Source organism: Desulfomicrobium orale DSM 12838, from assembly GCF_001553625.1.
Lineage (GTDB): Bacteria > Desulfobacterota > Desulfovibrionia > Desulfovibrionales > Desulfomicrobiaceae > Desulfomicrobium > Desulfomicrobium orale.
In genome coordinates, this window is sequence record NZ_CP014230.1 from 2,016,649 (window position 1) to 2,038,147 (window position 21,499).

General features: G+C 60.1%; 17 protein-coding genes and 1 tRNA gene. 12 read left to right on the plus strand and 6 right to left on the minus strand.

From position 1 onward, the window contains the following. Window positions 1-46: 46 nt before the first annotated feature. From AXF15_RS09365 to dinB, 4 genes are all read right to left on the minus strand, one after another. The gene (locus AXF15_RS09365) at window positions 47-865 is read right to left on the minus strand and encodes a transporter substrate-binding domain-containing protein (protein ID WP_066606446.1); all 819 of its coding nucleotides are present in this window, start codon (window positions 863-865) and stop codon (window positions 47-49) included. A 22-nt stretch (window positions 866-887) separates the two neighbouring features. After that, a complete protein-coding gene (locus tag AXF15_RS14290; RefSeq protein WP_169793639.1) occupies window positions 888-1,052 on the minus strand; it encodes a hypothetical protein in 165 nt (54 codons plus the stop codon). A 69-nt stretch (window positions 1,053-1,121) separates the two neighbouring features. Beyond that, window positions 1,122-1,880: a dimethylarginine dimethylaminohydrolase family protein gene (locus tag AXF15_RS09370; protein ID WP_066606452.1), complete on the minus strand. Its 759-nt coding sequence runs from the start codon at window positions 1,878-1,880 to the stop codon at window positions 1,122-1,124. A 95-nt stretch (window positions 1,881-1,975) separates the two neighbouring features. After that, window positions 1,976-3,205, minus strand: coding sequence for a DNA polymerase IV (gene dinB / locus AXF15_RS09375; protein WP_151192340.1), 1,230 nt, complete (start codon window positions 3,203-3,205; stop codon window positions 1,976-1,978). Between the two features lie 196 nt (window positions 3,206-3,401). Here dinB and AXF15_RS09380 point away from each other — a divergent pair, with 196 nt between their 5' ends. Continuing rightward, the gene (locus AXF15_RS09380) at window positions 3,402-4,526 is read left to right on the plus strand and encodes an OmpA family protein (RefSeq protein WP_066606455.1); all 1,125 of its coding nucleotides are present in this window, start codon (window positions 3,402-3,404) and stop codon (window positions 4,524-4,526) included. Window positions 4,527-4,701: 175 nt separating this feature from the next. Here the strand turns inward: AXF15_RS09380 and AXF15_RS09385 are convergent, their stop codons facing one another. Next, window positions 4,702-5,157 (minus strand): YehS family protein, encoded by a 456-nt coding sequence (locus AXF15_RS09385; RefSeq protein ID WP_066606459.1) that lies wholly within the window; start codon window positions 5,155-5,157, stop codon window positions 4,702-4,704. A gap of 126 nt (window positions 5,158-5,283) precedes the next feature. Further along, on the minus strand, window positions 5,284-7,239 hold the full coding sequence (gene acs / locus AXF15_RS09390) for an acetate--CoA ligase (RefSeq protein WP_066606462.1): 1,956 nt from the start codon (window positions 7,237-7,239) through the stop codon (window positions 5,284-5,286). Between the two features lie 168 nt (window positions 7,240-7,407). Here acs and AXF15_RS09395 point away from each other — a divergent pair, with 168 nt between their 5' ends. From AXF15_RS09395 to AXF15_RS09445, 11 genes are all read left to right on the plus strand, one after another. Further along, a complete protein-coding gene (locus AXF15_RS09395) occupies window positions 7,408-10,110 on the plus strand; it encodes a bifunctional acetate--CoA ligase family protein/GNAT family N-acetyltransferase (protein WP_066606464.1) in 2,703 nt (900 codons plus the stop codon). Window positions 10,111-10,205: 95 nt separating this feature from the next. Further along, window positions 10,206-11,489 carry a citrate synthase gene (locus AXF15_RS09400; RefSeq protein ID WP_066606470.1) on the plus strand — a complete coding sequence of 428 codons (1,284 nt, stop codon included), beginning with the start codon at window positions 10,206-10,208 and terminating at the stop codon, window positions 11,487-11,489. Between the two features lie 83 nt (window positions 11,490-11,572). Continuing rightward, window positions 11,573-12,577, plus strand: a complete 1,005-nt coding sequence (locus AXF15_RS09405; RefSeq protein ID WP_066606473.1) for a TRAP transporter substrate-binding protein — start codon at window positions 11,573-11,575, stop codon at window positions 12,575-12,577. A gap of 55 nt (window positions 12,578-12,632) precedes the next feature. Continuing rightward, window positions 12,633-14,552, plus strand: a complete 1,920-nt coding sequence (locus AXF15_RS09410; protein ID WP_066606475.1) for a TRAP transporter large permease — start codon at window positions 12,633-12,635, stop codon at window positions 14,550-14,552. A gap of 4 nt (window positions 14,553-14,556) precedes the next feature. Continuing rightward, entirely contained in the window at window positions 14,557-14,976 is a 420-nt protein-coding gene (locus AXF15_RS09415) for a heme-binding protein (RefSeq protein ID WP_236884856.1), read from the plus strand. 91 nt (window positions 14,977-15,067) lie between these two features. After that, window positions 15,068-15,577, plus strand: coding sequence for a bifunctional pyr operon transcriptional regulator/uracil phosphoribosyltransferase PyrR (gene pyrR / locus AXF15_RS09420; RefSeq protein ID WP_335338906.1), 510 nt, complete (start codon window positions 15,068-15,070; stop codon window positions 15,575-15,577). 83 nt (window positions 15,578-15,660) lie between these two features. Beyond that, window positions 15,661-15,736 (plus strand) — tRNA-Ile (locus tag AXF15_RS09425). Between the two features lie 402 nt (window positions 15,737-16,138). Then, complete coding sequence (locus AXF15_RS09430) at window positions 16,139-17,608, plus strand: APC family permease (protein ID WP_066606485.1); 1,470 nt, start codon at window positions 16,139-16,141, stop codon at window positions 17,606-17,608. A 324-nt stretch (window positions 17,609-17,932) separates the two neighbouring features. Beyond that, the gene (locus tag AXF15_RS09435) at window positions 17,933-19,108 is read left to right on the plus strand and encodes a TMEM43 family protein (protein WP_066606489.1); all 1,176 of its coding nucleotides are present in this window, start codon (window positions 17,933-17,935) and stop codon (window positions 19,106-19,108) included. A gap of 76 nt (window positions 19,109-19,184) precedes the next feature. Then, window positions 19,185-20,594 carry an SH3 domain-containing protein gene (locus tag AXF15_RS09440; RefSeq protein WP_066606492.1) on the plus strand — a complete coding sequence of 470 codons (1,410 nt, stop codon included), beginning with the start codon at window positions 19,185-19,187 and terminating at the stop codon, window positions 20,592-20,594. Between the two features lie 18 nt (window positions 20,595-20,612). Beyond that, window positions 20,613-21,377: an SH3 domain-containing protein gene (locus AXF15_RS09445; protein ID WP_066606495.1), complete on the plus strand. Its 765-nt coding sequence runs from the start codon at window positions 20,613-20,615 to the stop codon at window positions 21,375-21,377. Window positions 21,378-21,499: the final 122 nt, after the last annotated feature.

Below are 21,499 nucleotides of genomic sequence, written 5' to 3' on the forward strand. Positions count from 1 at the left end.
AGCCGGGAATCCGGATCCGGCCGGATTCCCGCTGTGTTCCGTCAGCCTACTGCACGTCCTTCAGCCATTCCGTGCTCTTGATCCACTTGGTGTAGATGCGCTCGTAACGGCCGTCTTCCTTGATCTGGTACAGGAAGTTGTCCAGCCAGTTCAGGAAGTCGGGATCGCCCTTCCTGATGCCGAAGCCTAAGGGCTCGTAGGTGAAGGGCTTGTCCAGCAGCACCAGATTCTTGCCGCCCTGCTGGGCCATGAAGACCACGCAGAAGGGCAGGTCGTACACGAAGGCGTCGCCCTGGCCGTTGACCACTTCCATGGCCCCGTCGGGTTCCTTCTCGAAGCTCTTGTACTGGGCCTTGGGGATCATGCGTTTGACGGCCTGCTCGCCGGTGGTGCCGATGCGGGAGACGACCACGTATTTGGGGTCGTTCAGGTCTTTGTAGGAAGTGATTTTGCCTTCGTGCTTCTTGCTGAGCAGAATGGCCTGCCCCGCGACGATGTACGGCCCGGCGAAGTTGATCTGCAGGTTGCGTTCCTGGTTGATGGTTATGCCGCTGATGATGATGTCGAATTTGTCGGCCATGAGGGCCGGAATGATGCCGTCGTAGTCCGTGTTGACGATTTTCAGCTTCACGCCCATGGCTTTGGCCATTTCCTTGGCCAGATCGACGTCGAAACCGACGATGTTGCCTTTCTTGTCCGTCATTTCGAAGGGCATGTACCCGGGATCGAGGCCCACACGAAGCTCTCCGCGCTTGAGGATGGCGTTCAGAGTGGATTTCTGGGCCAGTTCGTGGTCCGCGGCGAGGACCGGCAGGGCGCTCAGACAGAGGAAGAGAGCCGGGACGATGAGAAGCAGACGACGCATAGAGCCTCCTGATAGTTGAGGATTAGTATTTTCCTTCGGTCAGAATTTCCTTGATGTTCATCTTCACCTTGCAGAATTCGCATTCGGGGATATCCTCCTCGGGCAGACAGACGATCTTGGTCTGCTTGCACTTGGGGCAGGCCACCTCGACGAATTCCCTCTTGTAGCGGTCCCGGAAGATTTCCATGTTGGCACCTCGCTTCGCGTATCCGGGGACGAATAGCCCGGGCGGCCGGGAAATTCAAGAAATTCGCGGTCACAGACGCAGGGACAGACAGGTCAGTCCGCCGTCCATCTTGTGGTATTCGCTGGAGTCGATCTCCACGACGGGCAGGGAGAGAGCGTCCAGCAGGGTGCGGGTTTCGGGATATCCGGCGGGCATGATCAGCGTGCCGTTCACGAAGAGCGTGTTGGCCGCGTATTCCTCGCCTCTGGGACAGACTATCTGCCTGAAGTCCGCGATGGCGGAGTGTCCGGCGAAATTTCTGGTGACCAGCATGGTGTCTTCGCCGACGTAATTGAGGCTCGATTTCAGATGGAGTCCGGCCCCCACGCGGATGAAGGCCGCCGTGTAGCCGTGCTTTTCCAGAATGGCGGAAAGCTGCCGTGCGCCTTCCTCGTTGGTCCTGTCCGAAACGCCGATGAAAAAGTGCTTCCCGACCTGCAGGATGTCGCCGCCGTCCAGAGTGCCGGGGGCTTCGATCCGGGTCAGGGGGCGCAGGGGCGCGAGGGCCGTGGCGATGGATACGGTCTCCCCCTGCCGGGAAGGAGCGCCGGGCCGGGTGATGACGGCCGTTTCCCTTACGACCACCGCCGTGTCCTCCACAAAGCAGGCGTCGGGAAAGCCTGGCGCGGCGGGCAGCACCGTGACGGCCAGTCCCAGGGAGCGCAGACAGCGCACGTAGGCGGCGTGCTGTTCGAGAGCCTTGTCCAGATCCGGAGCGGGCAGGGCCGAGGTGGTCAGGCCCTGGTGAAAATCCGGGCCGGGCAGACGGGTGATGGCGTGAGTGAACATGGCGTATCCTCAAAGAAAGAGATGGGTGCTTTTTGAACTGGCGCTTCCAAACAGGAAAAAAGCGTTTTGACAAGCCCGCGCGGCCGGGCTTCCAGCTATCCGGATTTCCGGTTTTTCAGGGAAAGCGTGTCCCGGACCACATGCTCCATATCGTGGACGGTATCGGCGCGTACGATGCTCGCGGCACCGAATCTGGCCCGGATGCGGTCCATGGTCCGGTCCAGATGCTCCTCTCTTTCCCGTCTGGCATCCGTGGGCAGAGGGAGCATGTCTTTTCCGCTTCGGAAGTTGGAGACACCCAGACCGATGAGGCGGACCTTACTGGCCAGTTTCTGACCGGCCAGAAGGCGACGGGCGGTTTCGTGGATTTCCCTGGTGATGTCCGTGGGCCGGGACAGGGTTTTGCTGCGGGTGATGAGGGAAAAGTCCTGAAATCTGATTTTCAGGGTGATAGTGGCTCCTTTTTTGCCCAGAGCCCGCAATTCCGCGCCGACACGTTCGGCCTGGACCAGCAGCCAGTGCTCCAGAATTTCCGGATCCGCCGTGTCTTCCAGAAAGGTATTCTCCGCGCTGCAGGACTGCGCCTCGACATGCGGGAGCACAGGCGACGGATCGACGCCCTGAGCCCGGTCGTACAGCGTGTTGCCGCGCTTTCCCAGCGCTTCGGTCCAGAATTCCCTCGGCCGGGTCAGAACATCCCGGATATGGACGGCGCCGAGCAGGTGCAGTTCCTCCCGCATGCGCCGGCCCACGCCGGGTATTCTGGTTACGGGCAGGTCGCGCAGGAAGTCTCCCGCGGCTTCCGGGGAAATGACGGTCAGTCCGTCGGGTTTGCGCCAGGCCGAGGCGATCTTGGCCAGAAACTTGTTGGGGGCGATGCCGATGGAGCAGCTCAGGCCCGTGCCGTCCCTGATGGCCTTCTTGAGATTTCCGGCCAGGATTTCCGGTGACGGCAGAATGCGTTCCATGCCGGAGATATCCGCGTAGGCCTCGTCCACGGAGGCCTGCTCCACCACGGGACAGTGCGCGCGAATGAGCGCCATGACCTGACGCGAGACCTCCCTGTACCGGGACATGCAACCCGGCAGAAACACGGCCTGCGGGCAGAGCTTCCGGGCCCGGGCGATGGGCATGGCCGAATGGACGCCGTATTTTCTGGCTTCGTAGGATGCGGCGGAGACCACGCCGCGCGGAGAGTCGCCGACGACCACGGGCAGGCCGCGCAGAGCCGGATTGTCGGCCTGCTCCACGGAAGCGAAAAAGGCGTCCATGTCCAGATGCAGAATAATCGCTTGTAAAGTATGGGCGGCGGGAGTATTTTTCATCAATGGTTTCACAGGGGGAAGAAGGGGAGGCTTCCTTACTGAACTGATGCCGGTCCGCAGATGCGAAAAGAAAGGCATCCATTTTTTTGTGGCTTTGACAGGACGGCCGGTTGCTGCTAACAGGCTTGACCGACGTATTCCGTAAGAAGTCCGTCCTATTTTTGATGAATTGTCAACGCAAAGAGGAGTTGTAAGGATGAAAGTGAGCAAACTGGCTGTGTTGTGTCTGTTGCTGGCGATGTTCGCGGCTTCCACGGCCGTGTCCGCCGGAACCTATGCGCCCAAGGTCGATAATTTTATCTTCCTGGTCGATACATCGGGTTCCATGGATGAAAACTATGTCGGTACCAAAGAAAAGAAAGTCGTTCTGGCCAAATCCATCATGGAGCGCATCAACTCCAACCTGATGGAACTGGGTTACAAAGGCGCTCTGGCCACCGCGGCTCCGGCCCGGGAAATCCAGGCTCTGGAGACCTACTCCTCCGCCGGATTCGGTGCTTCCATCGCCAAGCTGCCCACGGTGATCGGCTCCCGGCCGACTCCTCTGGGTGAAGGTCTGAAGGCTCTTGAGCCTGCCCTGCAGGGTGTCTCTGGACGCAATGCCGTAATCATTCTTTCCGATGGCCGTGAAAACACCGGTACGGATTCCGTGCAGGTCGCTTCCGATCTGGCCGAAAAGTATGGCGTTTGTTTCCACACCATAAGCTTTGCCGACTCTGTCGCCGGCAATCAGCCCCTGCTGGACAGCATCACGAATGCGAAGCCCTGCGGCGTCGCTGTTTCCGCCGAGCAGATCGCTGATGACGCCGCTTTGCAGCAGTTCATCAAGGACGTGTTCTATGAGGCTGCCGCTCCGGCCGCTCCTGTCGATGGCGACGACGATGGCGACGGTGTGCCCAATTCCAGAGACAAGTGCCCCGACACTCCCCGCGATCTGGCTGTTGATGCCGATGGATGCCCCATCCCGGTGAAGATGCAGCTGAAGGTGCTCTTTGATTTCGACAAGTCCGAAGTCAAGTCCATCTATCATCAGGAACTGGCTAACTTCGCCGAGTTCGCCAAGCAGTATCCCGGCGTGGACATCGAGATCGGCGGTCACACCGACTCCGTGGGCAAGGCCGCGTACAACCAGAAGCTGTCCGAGCGCCGGGCCAAGAGCGTCCGCGCCTACCTGGTCGAGAAGCTGGGCATGGACGGCGCCCGCCTGACCGCTGTCGGATACGGCATGACCCAGCCCATCGCCGACAACAAGACCAAGGACGGCCGTGCGCAGAACCGCCGCATCGAGGCCGTGCTGAAGGGCGTTTACCAGAAGCGGTAATCGGCCCGTGGCCCGTCCTTCGGGACGTCGCGAAAATGAAAATCACCCCTCGCTGTCTGGCGGGGGGTGATTTTTTTGTGTCCACGGCGGACCGGCATTTATACCAAACCCCTGAGAATGGTTCCGTTTCAGGTCGAAGCGATGGATTTTGTCCTGCTGGCCTGGCAGGCGCGGGTTATTTTTCCTCGCGTGAAGTCCGGGCCAGGCCGGTCAGGAACTTCCGCAGCAACTGGTCGCCGCAGGGCTTGAAATTGCGATGGTCCGGCCGCCGGAACAGCGCGGCGAGTTCGGATTTGGAGAGGGTGAGGCCCGCGCTGCGGAGGATGTGCAGCATGTCCGTGTCTTTGAGTTCCAAAGCGATGCGCAGCTTGCGTAGGATGGCGTTGTTGTCCAGTTCGCCGTCCGGCGGTTCGTTCCCCGGCCCGCGCCGGGAAACGATCAGTCCGTCCAGAAACGCGCCCAGCAGGACATCCGGGCATTCCACGCTTTGCGGATCGCCGTCCTTCCGGAGGAACAGGTCCAGATCGGCTTCGCTCAGAGCGTGTCCGCCCAGCGCGAAGAGGGCCGTGAGCCGCGCGTTGCTCAGGCGCAGGGCGTAGCGCAGGCGGCGCAGGATATCGTTATTGGTCATGGACAATTTCTCCGGAGGTTTCGGCCGTGCGGCCGAAGCGAAAAATGCCCGCAAAACGCGGGCGGTGTCCAGCGTTTCGCGGGCTTGCGGTTCCGGGGACGTTGCGGCCCAGCCGGCTTGGCCGCGTCAGACCCTGCCGGCGATGAGGTCCTGGATGACCGATGGATCGGCCAGGGTGGACGTGTCGCCGAAGTCCTCCATGGAGGTGGATCCTTCGGTGATCTTGCGCAGCACCCGGCGCATGATTTTTCCACTGCGGGTCTTGGGCAGGCTTTCAGCGAACTGGATCACTTCCGGCGCGGCCAGCGGACCGATTTCCTTGCGTACATGGGCGCGCAGCTCTTTGACCAGCTCGTCGGACTCGTCGGCATCGGCCCGCAGGGTGACGTAGGCGTAGACGGCCTGTCCCTTGATTTCGTGGGACATGCCCACCACGGCGGCCTCGGCCACGGCCGGGTGCGAGACCAGGGCGGATTCGATTTCCGCCGTACCCAGCCGGTGTCCGGAGACGTTGATCACATCGTCCAGACGGCCCAGAATCCAGAAATAGCCGTCTTCGTCCCGGCGCGCGCCGTCGCCCGATTCGTAGCGTCCGCGAAAACGTCCGAAGTACTGCTGCCGGAAGCGCTCCGGGTCGCGGAAGATGCCGCGCAGCATGCCCGGCCAGGGCCGCTCCACGATCAGATTGCCGCTTTCGCCCGCCGGGGCGGGGTTGCCGTCGGCATCGACCACGCTGGCCCGGATGCCGGGCAGAGGCAGGGCCGCCGAGCCGGGCTTGAGCGGCGTGGCGAAGGGCAGGGCGGAAATGAGGATGCCGCCCGTTTCGGTCTGCCACCAGGTGTCCGCCACGGGCAGCCGGGAGCGGCCGATATTTTCGTGGTACCACATCCATGCTTCGGGATTGATGGGCTCGCCCACGCTGCCCAGCACCCGCAGGGAGGACAGATCGTTCTTGCGGGTCCATTCCACGCCTTCGCGCATGAGCGCCCGGATGGCCGTGGGTGCAGTGTAGAAACTGGTCACGCCGAATTTTTCCACGATCTGCCAGAACCGTGAGGGGTCGGGATAGGAGGGCACACCCTCGAACATGACCGTGGTCAAGCCAAGGGCCAGGGGGCCGTAGAGAATGTAGGTGTGCCCGGTGATCCAGCCGATATCGGCGGTGCAGAAGTGGATGTCGTCGTCGTGAAGGTTGAAGACCAGCTGGCAGGTGTGGGTTGCGTAGGTCAGATAGCCGCCGGTGGTGTGCACCACGCCCTTGGGCTTGCCCGTGGAGCCGCTGGTGTAGAGGAGCAGCAGCGTGTCCTCGGAGTCCATGTCTTCGCAGGGGCAGAGGGCGGAGAGGTCCGGGTCGGCCATGAGATCGTGCCACCAGATGTCGCGGCCTTCGGTCATGGCAATGTCGTTTCCGGCCCGCCGCAGCACCACGCAGGCGGTCACGGACGGACAGCCGGCCAGGGCTTCGTCCACATTGCCCTTCAGGGGGATTTTTCGTCCCGCGCGGAGTACGGCGTCGGCCGTGACCAGCACCTTGGCCTCACAGTCCTGAATGCGGTTTTGCAGACTGGAGGCCGAAAATCCGGCAAACACGGCGGAGTGGATGGCGCCGATGCGGGTGCAGGCCAGCATGGCCACAGCCAGTTCCGGCACCATGGGCATGTACAGGGCCACCCGGTCTCCCCGGTCCACGCCGAGCTTTTTCAGGGCGTTGGCGAAACGGCCGACCTCGGTCAGCAGTTCGGCGTAGGAAATGCGGCGCACGTCATCCTCGGGCTCGCCCTGCCAGATGATGGCCGTCTTGTCCCCCAGCCCCTTCTCCACATGCCGGTCCAGGCAGTTGTGACTGACGTTCAGCCGGCCGCCCGTGAACCATCCGATCCGGGCCGCATCCATGTCGCAGTCCATGACCTTGTCCCAGGGCCTGCTCCAGCTGATCAGCTCTTCAGCCCGCCCGGCCCAGTAGCCTTCGGGATCCTGGTCCGCTTGGCGGTACAGTTCTTCGTAGGCGGCCATACCGGCGACATGCGCCCTCGGCGTGGCGGGCGGTTCGAAAAGAAGCGGTCTGGTGTTTTCAGCGGGCATGGCGTCCTCCTGTGACGGGTTCGGGCGTGATTTCGTGTCCGGAAACGGGATGTAGAAGAAATGGATTTCGTTTTCCCGCCTTTTCTGGTAAGTGGCTGAAATTGACGGACTGGCGGTCGCGCGGGCACTCTGTCTTCTTCTTTCCAGGTAAACGGAGTCTTTTGAGCGATGAGCGTGAATCCCCTGAATCTGCTGTTCAAACCCAATTCCCTGGCCATCATCGGCGCTTCCCGCGAGGCGGGATCAGTCAGCGCCACGCTCATGGGCAATCTCATGTCCGGAAAATTTCTGGGACCGGTGCTGCCCGTTTCCGGGGCCCAGGAAGCCATTTTCGGCGTGCTGTCCTATGCGGACGTGAAATCCCTGCCGCTGACTCCGGATCTGGCCATCATCTGCTCGCCCGTTCACGAGGCCCCGGAGCGTCTGGCCGAACTGGCCGACAACGGCACCCCCGCAGCCCTGGTCATGGACCCGGATTACGATCTGCTGGAAGCCTCCGAACGGACAAAAATCGATGAACAAATCCGGGCCGTGGTCCGGGACAAGCACATCCGTGTGCTGGGGCCCGGCAGCCTGGGGATGATCGTGCCCGCATCGGGCGTCAACGCCAGCCTGTCCAAGGTGGGCGCCAGAGAGGGGCGCATCGCCTTCGTGACTCAGTCCGACAGCCTTTTCGAATCGGTTCTGGACTGGGCCAAGAACAATAACATCGGTTTTTCGCATTGTATTTCCCTGGGCCGCCAGCTGGATGTGGATTTCAGTTCCGTGCTCGACTATTTGGGCGAGGACCCGGCCACACGGTCCATCCTGCTGTATGTGGAAAGCATTCAGGACGCCCGCCGGTTCATGTCCGCGGCCCGGGCCAGCGCCCGCAGCAAGCCCATTCTGGTCATCCGGCCCAGGCGTCTGCCCTGCGAACTGCGCGACGCCGCCGCCGATCTGACCGAAGACGATCTGGACCTCATCTACGACGCGGCCTTCCGCCGGGCGGGCATGGTCCGGGTGGACGACATCGACCTGCTCTTCGAGGGCGCGCGGACCCTGGCCAACTACAGGCCCCTGCGCGGCAATGATCTGGCCATCATGACCAACGGGCGAAGCGTGGGGCTTCTGAGCGCCGACGCGCTCATTGCCGGCGGCGGTGTGCTCGCGCCCATCACCGAGGATCTTCAGCTCAAGCTCGAAGAGATTCTGGGGCCGGAGCGGTGCTCGGACAACCCGGTGTCCCTGCCCTACAACGCCGCGCCGGACGTGTACGCCCGGGTGCTGAGCGTTCTGGCCAAGGCCAGGGGCGTGGGCTGCGTGCTCATTTTGCATGTGCCCCTGCCCGGAGCCTCCAGCCTGGACATCGCCCGGGCCGTGACCCAGGTGGCCAAGACCAGCCGGTGCCTGGTGCTGGCCAACTGGCTGGGTGAGGAAACGGTGCGGGACACCAAGGAGATTTTCGACGAAGCCTCCGTTCCGGTGTTCGACCGGCCCGGCAAGGCGATCATGACCTACCTGCACATGCTCCGCTACAAGCGCATCCAGCAGATTCTGATGCAGACCCCCGATTCCCTGCCCGCCGACTTCTTTCCCGACACGGCCCACGCCGCCCAGGTCATTGCCGCTGCTCTGGAAGACGGGCGTACAAAGCTGTCCGAGGAGGAATCCCGGCAGGTGCTCGCGGCCTACGGTCTGCCCGTGGTGGAAACCCGGATCTGCAAGTCGGCCATGCAGGCCGTGGAAGCGGCGGCGGAGCTCGGCTACCCTGTGGCTCTCAAGATCCGCTCGCCGCAGATCGCCCATCCGTCGGACATCGGCGGCATCGCCCTCGACCTGACCACGCCGGACCTGCTCTTCGAGGCCGCGGCCAACATGTCCGCCCGCGTGCACGCGCGCATGCCGAACGCCTATATCGACGGCTTCGTCGTGCAGAAGATGGGCCGCAGGCCGGGAGCGCACGAGCTGTTCATCTCCGTGGTCACGGACAAGACCTTCGGGCCGGTGCTGCGTTTCGGTCACGGCGGCGTGGCATCCTCCGTCATCAACGACCAGGCCGCGGCCCTGCCGCCCCTGAACATGGGGCTGGCCCGCGAACTGATCTCCCGCACCCGCATTTCCAGACTCCTGGAAGGCTCCCGGCGTCAGGCTCCGGCCGATATGGACGATATCTGCCTGGCTCTGATTCAGGTCAGCCAGATGGTCATCGATCTGCCGCAGATCGTCACTGTGGAGATGAACCCGGTTTTCGCCGACGACAAGGGCGTACTGGCCCTGGGTGCGCGGATATGGGTCCGGGAATGCTCGTGCTGCGGGCCGGAACGGCTGGCTATCCGGCCGTATCCGAGAGAACTGGAAGAGTCCGTGCGGCTTAAGGACGGCTCGCGGGTGCTTCTGCGGCCCATCCGGCCGGAGGATGCCGCGGCCCACCTGCAATTCATCGAGAATCTGGACGAAGAGGACCTGCGGCTGCGTTTCTTCGGACTGGTCCAGAATTTCGTGCTGGACGACATGACCCGTTTCACCCAGATCGACTACGACCGGGAAATGGCCTTCATCGCCACGCGCCAGACCGGCAGAGAGGCGGAAACCCTGGGTGTGGTGCGCACCTCCACCAAGCCGGACAATTCTTCAGCGGAATTCGCCATCATCATCCGCACCGACATGAAAGGCACGGGTCTGGGCTCGCTTCTGTTCGAAAAGATGATCCGGTACTGCAAGAGCCGGGGCACCCGCTACCTGGACGGGCAGACCATGCCCCGCAACAAGGGCATGATCGGGCTGGCCAGGCGTTTCGGCCTGTCCGTGGCCCACAACTACGAGGAAGAGCTGGTGGAAATGCGGCTGTCCCTGTGGGAATGGGAGCCGGCCGGCCAGAAGCTTTCGTGAGGGGAGCCGCTGGCGGCACGGACCCGGGCCGGAAATTTTCCGGAACGGGTTTGGACAGTCCCGTGGCGGCATGAGCAGGAACAAAGGAGTGATCCATGAGTAAAGACACAGCCACGCTGACCATAGACGGAAAAACCTTTGAACTGCCCGTGATACGCGGCACCGAAGACGAAGTGGCGGTGGACGTGAGTTCCCTGCGTTCCAGATCGGGCGTCATCACTCTGGACCCCGGGTTTGCCAATACCGGCGCGTGCTACAGCGCCATCAGCTTCGTGGACGGGGAGAAAGGCGTCCTGCGCTACCGGGGATACCCCATCGAGCAGCTGGCCGAACAAAGTTCCTTCGTGGAGACGGCCATGATGCTGGTGTTCGGGGAACTGCCCACCCGCGAGGAGCGCGCAGCCTTTCGCAACATTCTGGGAGAGCAGGCTCTGCTGCATGAGGACCTTATGCATCATTTCGAAGGGTTCCCGCCCAATGGACACCCCATGGCCATTTTGTCGGCGGTGATCAATTCCCTCGGCACGTATCATCCGGATTTGCTCCGCATCGATACCTGGGAGGAGTTCCGGATGGCCGTGGCCAAGCTTATCAGCAAGGTCCGCACCATCGCGGCTTTCAGCTACCGCAAGTCCAAGGGCCTGCCCATCATCTATCCGGATCCCGGCCGATCCTACTGCGAGAATTTTCTGCACATGATGTTTTCCGTGCCCTACAAGGAGTATTTCCCTTCTGCCGAAGCCCAGCGGGCTCTGGATTTGTTTCTGCTGGTGCACGCGGATCACGAACAGAACTGCTCCTGCTCCACTGTACGCATGGTGGGCTCTTCCGACGCCAATCTGTTCGCCTCGGTTTCGGCGGGCATCTGCGCGCTGTGGGGCAGATTGCACGGCGGAGCCAATTCGGCCGTGGTCGGCATGCTGGAGCGCATCCACTCCGGGGAGCATTCCATTGCGGAATGCATCGAACGGGTCAAACGCAAAGAGTTTCGGCTGATGGGCTTCGGGCACCGGATTTACAAGAATTTCGACCCGCGGGCCAAGGTACTCAAGGACTGCGCCACCAGACTGCTGGAGAGTCTGGACACGCGCGACCCGTTGCTCGATATCGCCCAGGAGCTGGCGGACGCCGCCCTGCGGGACGACTTTTTCATCTCCCGCAATTTGTACCCCAATGTGGATTTCTATTCCGGCATCATCCTGCGCGCGCTGAATATCCCCGTGAACATGTTCCCGGTCATGTTCGCCATGGGCCGCATGCCCGGCTGGATCGCCCACTGGCATGAGCAGTACATGGAGGAAGGCACGCGCATCCACCGCCCCCGGCAGATCTATGTGGGGCCCAACCGGCGGGATTACATCCCCATGGAAGACCGCTGACGGGCGGCGGCCGCGGAGATACCGCGAGGGTGCGATGGATGGAGGCATTTTGTTTTGAAAATCAAACTGTAAAGGAGTGGTACATGAAAAGAATTTGCATGACCATGGCTGTTCTGTCTCTGTGCTTGTGTGCTTCCCCGGTTTTGGCAGACTATGATGGCCCGAAGATCAAGTTTCGTCTGGCTCACACGACTCCTCCCGGCAATCATATTACTCTGGCCTACCAGAAATTTGCGGATCTGGTGAAGGAGAAGTCCGGCGGCAAGATCACGGTGCAGGTGTTTCCCAATGCTGTGCTGGGCAGCGACAGAGTGCTTATTGAAGGAGCTCAGAAAGGTTCTCTGGATGTTGGAGTGAGCTCCACGCCCAATCTGGCGGTTTTTGCCAGAGAGTTTTCCGTATTTGACCTGCCCTACATCACTTCGCCCAAGTTCCAGAAAAATCTGTATGCTTCCATCGACAAGGGCGGCCCGCTGCACGCTTATTTCGAGGAGGTCTCCAATAAGGTGGGTTTGCAGCCCATCATGTATGCGGAATACGGATACCGTCACTTTGTGACGGTGAAGCGTCCGGTGACCAAGGCTTCCGACCTGGCCGGACTGAAGATGCGCACCACGGATTCTCCCGTGGAGGTGGCTGTGGCCAAGGCATTGCGGACCAATCCGGCTCCTATTGCCTGGGGGGAAGTGTATACTGCCCTTCAGCAGGGCACGATAGATGCCGAAGGAAATACATTTCCGCATCTTTTCGGGGCCAAGCATCATGAGGTGCTCAAATACGCCATCACTTCCGCGCACAACTACGGCATGCAGGTGGCCATGGCCAATAAGGCCTGGTGGGACAAACTGCCGCCTTCGGCACAGCAGATCATCAATGAAGCAGCTCGGGACGCCGTGGTTTATCAGCGGGAAGTGCTGTACCCTGAGAACGAGAAGGCGGCCCGCGAGGGTTTCATCAAGGCGGGAATTACCATTCATGATGCTACGGACGAGGATATCGAGGAATTCCGTAAAATGACCCGCCCGGTTTGGGACACTGTTACGTTGCCGGCGGAACTCATCCAGCTCGTTCAGGATACCCAGAAATAACCGCATGTGAAAAGGAGGGAGCTTTCTCCCTCCTTTATCTTTTCGGAGTACGTTCATGTCCGAAGCTTCCCGTCTGCCCCGCGTCCTTAATTCCGTGGAGAAGCCTTTTCTAGCCACGGGATTGCTGCTCATGATTCTGATCATCACCTATCAGACCTGCTTCCGGTATGCCGTATCGAATATCAATGAACGGCTCTACGATCCGCAATGGGTGACCTTTCTGTCTTCTTTTGCGGATGTGGACGGTCTGCGCGAGCGGCTCGGAGCCATTGCCGGCTGGTCGATATGGTCGGAGGAACTGGCCCGGTATGTGTTTATCTGGATTTCCTACCTGGCCGTGCCGTTGGCCATTCTGGGCCGCAGTAACATCCGGGTGGATTTTCTCTGTGAGAAGCTGCCCGAACGGCAGCGGCGGATCGTCTGGGTGCTTACGGATCTATGTATGCTGATTCTGGCCGGTCTTTTCTGCTATATGGGCTTTGGGCATGTGCGGATGCAGATCGCTATGCCCCAGGTGACGCCGGCCATGGGTATCAAATATTTCATCCCTTATCTGATTTTGCCCGTCGGATTCGGACTCATGGCTATCCGGGCTATTCAGGACCTGTGGACTCAGGTGCGTTCCATGCCGGCCAAGGACACGGCTTTTGGCGTGGTCCTGACCGCGGCACTTTTTCTTCCGGTACTTGTCCATGACGAATGGAGCGCGGTTTGGCTTCTTTTTGGCTACTTCGTGATTTTTCTCCTGCTTGGTGTTCCCATCGCTTTTGCTCTGGGACTGTCCAGCGTGGGCACCATTCTGGGCGCAGGCACTCTGCCCCTTGATTATCTGGCTCAGATCGCCTTTGTCTCCATCGATACTTTCCCCATCATGGCCATTCCATTTTTCATTGCAGCGGGAGTCTTCATGGGTGCGGGAGGACTGTCCAAGAGATTGCTCGCCTTGGGCGACGAGCTGGTCGGGGCGCTTCCCGGAGGCATGGCTCTGGCCAGCATTGTGACCTGCATTTTTTTCGCCTCCATCAGTGGTTCGGGGCCGGCCACCGTGGCGGCCATAGGGACCATCACCATTCCGGCCATGATTGAGCGCGGATACGACAGGTTTTTCGCCGCCGCAGTGGTGGCTGCCGCGGGATGTATCGGAGTCATGATCCCGCCGAGCAACCCGTTTGTGGTCTATGGCGTGGCCGGGCAGGTCTCCGTGGGTAAACTTTTTCTGGCCGGCATCGTGCCTGGACTTCTGTGCGGTCTGGCTCTCATGGTCGCAGCTTTTGCCATATCCAAAAGAAACGGTTGGCAGGGTGAGGCGCGCGGCCGATCTCTGCGTACCTTTGCCCAGGCATTCTGGAACGCCAAATGGGCGCTTCTGGTTCCGGTCATTGTGCTGGGTGGAATATATGGGGGCATCATGACGCCCACGGAGGCTGCGGCCGTGGCCGCCCTGTATGGCCTCGTGGTCGGGCTTTTCATCTACGGGGAGCTCAGCTTTGAAAAGATGTGGGCGTCCTGCGTCGAAGCGGCTCAGACTTCTTCGGTGATCATCGTACTCATGGCCATGGCTACCATTTTCGGTAACATCATGACCATCGAGCAGGTACCGGACACTATCGCGTCTTTCATTCTCGATCTGACCAGTACGAAAATCGTCATTCTGCTCTTCATCAATATTTTTCTGCTGTGGATCGGCACTTTCATGGAGGCGCTGGCGGCCATTGTCATCATCACCCCTATTCTGCTGCCCCTGGTCACGCGAGTGGGTGTCGATCCGCTTCATTTCGGCATCATTATGGTCGTGAATCTGGCTATCGGTTTCATCACTCCGCCGGTGGGGGTGAACCTGTTTGTGGCCAGCAGTCTGTCCAAAGCGCGTATCGGCGACATCGTCAGTGCCGGATGGGTGTTTTTGGGTGTTCTGATCGCAATGCTGCTGGTTTTTACGTATATTCCCTGGTTTTCATTGTGTTTGGTGCAGTGACATGATGTCCCGGATATCTCTTGATCATGCCTGGGAGGCTGTGTGCGCGGTACGGGACCATGCTGCGCGGGATGGTTTCCCGCCCGTGTGTCTTTGTGTTGCGGCGGAAAACGGTGAGGAGATTTTACTTGCACGCATGGACGGAGCTCCGGAACGATTGGTTTCCATCGTGCGGGCCAAAGCCTATACTGCGGTCCGCATGCGTTGTTCCACGCGGGAATTTCATGAGCGTCTGTTGGCGGAAAATTTGTCTCTGGCGGATTTCCACGATCCGGGGCTGACCAGCCTGCCTGGAGGCATTCCCGTCATGGATCGGGATGTCTGTCTGGGAGCTGTGGCCGTCAGTGGCCGGACTCTCTCTCAGGACGTGGACCTGGCCGAGTATTTTGCCCATGTATTGGTGAAGTTGTGTGCCATGGACTGACTGGATGGGAGCCAGCGCGTTTTCTTCACTCCTGCGTCCGAGTTTGGGTATCGGTCCTGACCTGATAAGGAGATAAATCATGAGAGCAGTTATGACTGCGGAGGATATGAAGCGTTCTCTTGACCGGCTGGGCTGCGAGATTCTGGAACGGATTCCTGATCACGACTCGCTGGCATTGATCGGCATTCAGCGCCGGGGGGTGGATCTGGCCCGCCGTCTGGCCTCCGGGCTGGCCGCGAAATTACCTCATTCTCCTCTGTGCGGCGAACTGGACATCAACCTGTACCGGGACGACTGGACCACTTCTGATGCCACGCCGCACATCAACGCCACGCGCGTCGATTTTTCCCTGGAAGACAAATCCGTGATTCTCGTGGATGACGTGCTTTTCACCGGGCGCACTATCCGTTGCGCCTTGGAGGCTCTGCTCGATTTTGGCCGTCCCCGGATGGTGAAACTTCTGGTGCTGGCCGACCGGGGGCATCGTGAACTGCCCATTCAGGCGGATTTCATCGGCAAGGTGATCGCCACCACCCGGGAGCAGCGCGTGGACGTGCATCTATTGGAGCGGGACGGACTGGATCAGGTGGTGCTGAGCTGACCGCCGCACCTCGGATGGCGAGTCCATTGGACTTCTTGACAAGAAATCGCTCCTGCACATAACAGATCGCACTCGCTTCTGGCGGGCCCATAGCTCAGTTGGTAGAGCCCCCGGCTCATAACCGGATGGTCCCAGGTTCGACCCCTGGTGGGCCCACCATCCTTCCTTCCAACAATCTGTTTTCGTCTTCTCCCATTCCATAGTATTTTCTCGGGCTTCCAAATCGTTTTGCCTTCACTCGGCGGATTCCTTTTTCGGAGATACGTTCTTTCTTTCACAGTAAAATCAGCTGGGTCTCTTCTCCTGCGGTGCCCAAGGGGGATGGGTGGCCTTGCTCGCGAATTTTTTTACATGAAAGTTCTTGGGAATCTGGATGGTTTATGTTAGGCGCCTCTTCCTGTTATCTTCGTGGCCAAGAATGCATTCCTTTTGAACGATGGATTCCCCCTCCAAAACCGTGAATCAGCGGGTCTGGCTTGGCTCCATGTGACGGGCCACAGAGGCGGACGGCTATCCGGCAAGGAGTGGAAGGAGTCCTGAAAACATTGAATCAGGGGTACTATGAATTCTCTTTCGCCAGAACAGACAGATGATCGTGTTGTCCTCAAGAAAACCCTTTCCCCTCTTCAGGTTTGGGCGCTGGCTCTGGGATGTATCCTCGGTTGGGGATGCTTTGTCCTGCCTGGAATTCGTTTTCTGCCCCAGGCAGGCCCCGTTGCTGCGTGTATCGGCTTCCTTATTGGGGGCGGTCTGCTTGGTTTTGTCGCTCTGAGTTATGGCAAAATGATCGAGTCCTATCCCGTGGCCGGAGGGGAATTCGCCTACGCCTATGCGGGATTCGGTCCTACTGCCGCGTTTGTCTGCGGATGGGCTCTGGTTCTTGGATACACGTGCATCATCGCCCTGAACGCCACGGCCATTGCTCTGCTGACCCGCTTCCTGCTGCCGGGCGTGTTCGAATGCGGCCACTTGTACACCATAGCGGGGTGGGATGTGTACGCCGGAGAGCTTGCTCTTCTTTCCGGAGCTGTACTCCTTTTTGGCATTATCAACTATCGGGGCGTGGGTTTTGCCGGGAGCGCGCAGCTGATTCTGGCCCTGACGCTGGTCGCCGGAGTGGCCGTTTTCTGTGCTGGTTCTTTTTTCGCTCCTACGGCGCATGTGGAGAATCTGCATCCATTTTTTGCGGAAGGTATCTCCCCTCTGGCGGCTGTCGCCAGTGTGGTGGCCATTGCCCCATGGCTGTATGTGGGCTTTGACACCATTCCCCAGGCAGCGGAAGAGTTTGACTTTCCGCCGTCCAAATCCACATTTCTCATGGTGGCCGCCATCCTGCTCGGTGCGGGCATGTACGCTCTGGTTACCTTGGGCGTGGGTATCGTTATCCCGTATCCCGAGCTTCTGGCCGCCAATCATGTCTGGGCCACAGGCTATATCGCCAAGCTCACATTGGGAACCGCGGGCAGCATCATCCTTGCTCTGGCCGTGCTGGCCGCCATCCTCACCGGCATCAACGGGTTCTATATTGCCACCAGCCGCCTGCTGTTCGGCATGGCCCGGTCCAAATTTCTGCCTGAATGGTTCTGCGGAATTCATCCTCACTACCACACTCCGCATCGTTCCATTATTTTTACCATGTGTGTGGCGCTCATTGCGCCGTGGTTCGGCCGCGAAGCACTGAACTGGATTGTGGATATGTCGGCCATCGGCACGGTCATCGCCTACGGGTTCACAGCCATGACCGCGTACCGTTTTATGGTCGCCCATCCCACATGGCCCGGGTCCGGCCGCAACAAGGTCTACGCTGTCATCGGCGTATGCACTTCCTTCCTGTGCCTGGGACTTTTGACTGTTCCCGGATCTCCCGCTGCCATCGACACGGAATCCTGGTACGCGCTTCTGGTCTGGGGTATTCTGGGGGCTGTCTTCTATATGACCAAGCATTCGGAATTGAAGGTCATGACGACCAGTGAAATGTCCTTTCTCATCCTGGGCAAGGCGGACATGCCGGTTTTTTTCAAAAAGAAGTAGTTTTGCTGGCTTACCTTAGGCAAGACGCGGTGTTCCGTTCAGGATACCGCGTTTTTTTATGGTTTTGGAGTGTTGCTTCATCGGTTTCCGCCGCAATGACTATAATCCGTATTTTGCCTTGCCCAACTCAATGTACTACAATTCATGAATCTCGGTTTTCAGTTGCCGGATATTTCGGAAGACGCCGTGGAAGCCTGTTTTTTCCGTTTTGCGGAATGCCTGTTCCGGATTGAAAGGGATCCCAGACGAAAGAGGAAAGTGCGGCAACTACATGGACAACGCGGCGGTTTTCTGGGATGAGTCCGTCAACGGGAGGGAAAGTGTATGACATACACGGAAAGGACGGAAACAGGTTGGTTCAGTCGTTTGGGTGGTGCGCTCAAGGGCATTCTCCTCGGGCTGGTATTCTTTGCCGCGGGCACGGGTCTGCTGTACTGGAACGAGGGTCGCACCGTGAAGACGGGGGACTCCATTGCTGAAGCCAGGGCGGTGACCATGCCGGTGACGGACATTTCCGGCCTGAACCCCGAGCTCGACGGCAAAGTCATCCATGCCTCGGGCCGGGCCGAAACTACGGATGTGCTCGTGGATCCGTTTTTTGGCGTCAATGCAACGGCTATCAGGCTTTCGCGGAAAGTGGAGTATTACCAATGGGTGGAGACGGCCCGGACCGAAACGCACAAGAAAGTGGGCGGCAGTGAGGAAAAGGTCACCACATACACTTACGCCAAGGAGTGGGTGAGCACGCCCGTGGATTCTTCCGTCTTCAGGGACGAAAATTATAAAAACGTCAACTTCGCGTACGGAAATTTCGAGGATACGGAGGACTTCGCTCCCACAGTGACCTTCGGGGCATACGTCCTGCCGCAGTTCATGAAGGCGGCCATCACCGGGGCAGTTCCTCTGGAGACAGAACTGTCCGACGAGCGGCGGCTCGCTTTGGAGAAAAGCCTGAGCCTGAATTCCAGCCATATACGGGCCCAAAACAACATCATTTATCTGGGAGCCAACCCCTTTGTACCCGAAGTGGGTGATGTGCGGGTCACCTTCACGCAGGTGCCCCCGGCGGAAGTGTCCATTGTGGCCAAGGTGACGGGCAATACCTTCGAGCCCTTCATCGCATCCAACGGCTATTCCTTCAGCCGTCTGAGCATGGGCCGGGTCAGCGCGGAAAACATGTTCGCCGGAGCGGAAGAGGGAAACACCGCTCTGGCCTGGGTTCTGCGCGTGGTGGGCGCGCTGATCGTCATTGCCGGGCTGGGCATGATTCTGCGGCCTCTTTCGGTTTTGGCGGATGTGGTGCCGTTCTTCGGCAGTCTGGTGGGCATGGGCGCCGGCCTGATCGCCGGTCTTGTCGGGGCGGCCTGGTCCTGCCTGATCATCGCCGTAGCCTGGGTGCGCTTCCGGCCTCTGCTGGCCGTCAGTCTGGCCGGAGCGGCTGTGGTGCTGGTGGCTCTTGCGTTCATTGCCCGCAAGGGTGGAAAGCCGGTCAAGGGATAAATCTGGAGAGCATGTCCGTCAGGGGCATGCCTCTTTTTTTCGGTGCGGTCGGGATGACGGATATATGAGGAGAATCATGGCTTTTTTCATCAGAGCCGCTTTGATGTTGTTCTTCATTTTTCCGCCGGTATGGGCTCAGGCCATGACGGGCTGGCGTACGCATGAAAGTCCGGCGTTGCTGCTGGAACGTCCCGAACGTGGAGCGTCCGGCCGGGAGATTATGCTCCCCGAGGAGCTGGATATCGAGGACGCTGTGCTTTCGAACGGCGGGTATTGGTATAAGGTTACGATTCAGGGGGTTACTGGATGGCTGTTTCAGGACACCCTTTTGGTCCGGACTGGAGAAAGCGATGAGAACGAGCGGGTAGACACGGTGTATGATGCCGTGGATGAAGCCCGTGGAGCTTTGTTTGCGGGCGAGGGGCCCGGTAAAGCCTGGGTGCGCCGTCCGGATGTTCCCCTATCCGCCGGTGACGGGCATGCGGGCGGGGTCATTGAAACCTGGGCCGCAAAGGATGCCGTATTTCAAACCATGACTCTGGGGGACAGGACGCATACTTTGTATTTTGCGGCGGATACGGCCCAGGCTGCCCGGAAATTCCTGGGGAATGCGTTCGTTGGCCTGACCGGAGAGGAGCTGCGAAGCAGGCTGGGACGGGAAACAAGCCGGGTCGGTTCTTCCCTGCGTTACGAACAGGCGGGTGGGCATACATTTTTGGAATTTCGGATGGAAGACGGGGTGGTGGCCGAAGTCCAGCATGTCTTCTGGCCGGGCAACTGCATGGAGCTTCCGGCCCGGACCACCCAGTTGCGGCGCTTCCGGGACGCTCCCGGAGAGGACTGGCCCCGGGCGGCCTGGGTCAAGGGAAAGGATGTCCGGGTGCGGAAAGAGCCATCGCTGATGGCGGAAGTCGTGGGCCGTCTGCATGAGGACGGCCCGCCTCTTGTCTGGCTGGACGCTATGGACCGGGGCGAGGCGTGGCTCTGGTATCGCGTGGAGTTCGAGACGGCTCCCGGAACATACACCGGGGGCTGGATCTATGGGCAGTTTCTGGAGCCGTATCGGGACGGCACGACTTACGCGGATTATTTTCTGGATGTGACGGAGCACGAATTCTGGACCAAGACGAATTCCCTCAGGGAGGGGCTCGGCAAGCCGGTGAAATCCGACGGCTGGATCGAGGAGTGGCCGGGGCTGGCTCTGAGCTACAGCTCCTTTCGTGATGGCGAGACGGAAGAGAGATACCTGTCCGCTGTGAAAATTTCGGACGCGCGGCGGGACTTCGGGGGCATTTGGGTGGGCGACGGCGCGGAGTCCCTGCGGGAACTGGTGGATGGACTGCTGGCCGACAGATGGAAAGGAGAACGGGAACTGAAGGAAGGGGAGAACGTCTTCACGCATGAGGAGGGTCTTGCTGAGATCGTCCTCGTCTTCAAAAACGGCGTTCTGTCGTCCATGGAACGGGTGAGCCGGGCGGCGGATTGAGCCGCGAAGGAGATGGACATGCGGTATCTGCCCTATGTTGTGGCGCTCATGCTTGTCTTGATGATGAGTCCGTCTTCCAGTCTGGCCCAGCCCTCCGCCTTGCAGGTGCCGGGCAGCTGGCTGGCCTCTTCCGGGGCGGGGCAGACCGTGCCGGAGTATCCCGTACCGGGGCAATGTACCGGAGACGGTGTCCGGCTGCGGGCCGAACCGGCTGCGGAGGCGGAAGTCGTCGGTCATGTGGATCGGGAGGACTTTCTGTACATTCTGGGCGAGCGGCTGGTGGACGGTGAAACCTGGTACGAGGTGGATCACCCCGCCCGGCCGGAGCAGGCATGGATTTCCGGACGGTATCTGGAGACAGACCGTGCAGGCAGCGTCTCTCCGGCGCATGCCCTGGTCTGGCGGGTGGAGCTGGACTTCGGCGCCACCCTGGTCAAGGCCCGCGCCCTGTTCGGAGAACCTCTGCGAAGCGAGATCGATATGGTCCGCGTGGAGGCCGCCAGCCAGGAGAACCCCGCCGTGACCTTTGTCTATCCACTCCACACGGCCCGGTATGTGGACGGCAGACTGTCGAAAGTGCATGTCGTTGCCAAAGGTACGGGCTTCGGACCGCTTCATGTCGGCGATCCGGCGGAGAAGGTTACGGAGTTGCTGGGCGCGCCCGACGAGGAAAGAGATGGAGGGCTGATCTATCACGGCGATGCCGGGCCTTCGCGCGAGTTCCTTTTCGGACTGAAGGACGGCGTCGTCAGGGAGTTGCTCTATATTCACTGGTCCGAGTGAGTGTGAAGCGTGGGAAGGAAAGATGAAGGAAGGACGGATGTCTACGACCAAGGGGCTTCATCGATGGTCAGGACACGGCCGAGCGGGACGGCCTGCCGGTACGTCTTCCGACCCAGTATCAG

Coding starts and splice junctions, on each gene's coding strand:
- dinB (WP_151192340.1), bottom strand. CDS start 3,205: ATGAAAAATACTCCCGCCGCCCATACTTTACAAGCGATTATTCTGCAT.
- AXF15_RS09385 (WP_066606459.1), bottom strand. CDS start 5,157: ATGACCAATAACGATATCCTGCGCCGCCTGCGCTACGCCCTGCGCCTG.
- AXF15_RS09405 (WP_066606473.1), top strand. CDS start 11,573: ATGAAAAGAATTTGCATGACCATGGCTGTTCTGTCTCTGTGCTTGTGT.
- AXF15_RS09395 (WP_066606464.1), top strand. CDS start 7,408: ATGAGCGTGAATCCCCTGAATCTGCTGTTCAAACCCAATTCCCTGGCC.
- acs (WP_066606462.1), bottom strand. CDS start 7,239: ATGCCCGCTGAAAACACCAGACCGCTTCTTTTCGAACCGCCCGCCACG.
- AXF15_RS09430 (WP_066606485.1), top strand. CDS start 16,139: ATGAATTCTCTTTCGCCAGAACAGACAGATGATCGTGTTGTCCTCAAG.
- AXF15_RS09415 (WP_236884856.1), top strand. CDS start 14,557: ATGTCCCGGATATCTCTTGATCATGCCTGGGAGGCTGTGTGCGCGGTA.
- AXF15_RS09445 (WP_066606495.1), top strand. CDS start 20,613: ATGCGGTATCTGCCCTATGTTGTGGCGCTCATGCTTGTCTTGATGATG.
- AXF15_RS09365 (WP_066606446.1), bottom strand. CDS start 865: ATGCGTCGTCTGCTTCTCATCGTCCCGGCTCTCTTCCTCTGTCTGAGC.
- AXF15_RS09440 (WP_066606492.1), top strand. CDS start 19,185: ATGGCTTTTTTCATCAGAGCCGCTTTGATGTTGTTCTTCATTTTTCCG.
- AXF15_RS14290 (WP_169793639.1), bottom strand. CDS start 1,052: ATGGAAATCTTCCGGGACCGCTACAAGAGGGAATTCGTCGAGGTGGCC.
- AXF15_RS09435 (WP_066606489.1), top strand. CDS start 17,933: ATGACATACACGGAAAGGACGGAAACAGGTTGGTTCAGTCGTTTGGGT.
- AXF15_RS09410 (WP_066606475.1), top strand. CDS start 12,633: ATGTCCGAAGCTTCCCGTCTGCCCCGCGTCCTTAATTCCGTGGAGAAG.
- pyrR (WP_335338906.1), top strand. CDS start 15,068: ATGACTGCGGAGGATATGAAGCGTTCTCTTGACCGGCTGGGCTGCGAG.
- AXF15_RS09380 (WP_066606455.1), top strand. CDS start 3,402: ATGAAAGTGAGCAAACTGGCTGTGTTGTGTCTGTTGCTGGCGATGTTC.
- AXF15_RS09400 (WP_066606470.1), top strand. CDS start 10,206: ATGAGTAAAGACACAGCCACGCTGACCATAGACGGAAAAACCTTTGAA.
- AXF15_RS09370 (WP_066606452.1), bottom strand. CDS start 1,880: ATGTTCACTCACGCCATCACCCGTCTGCCCGGCCCGGATTTTCACCAG.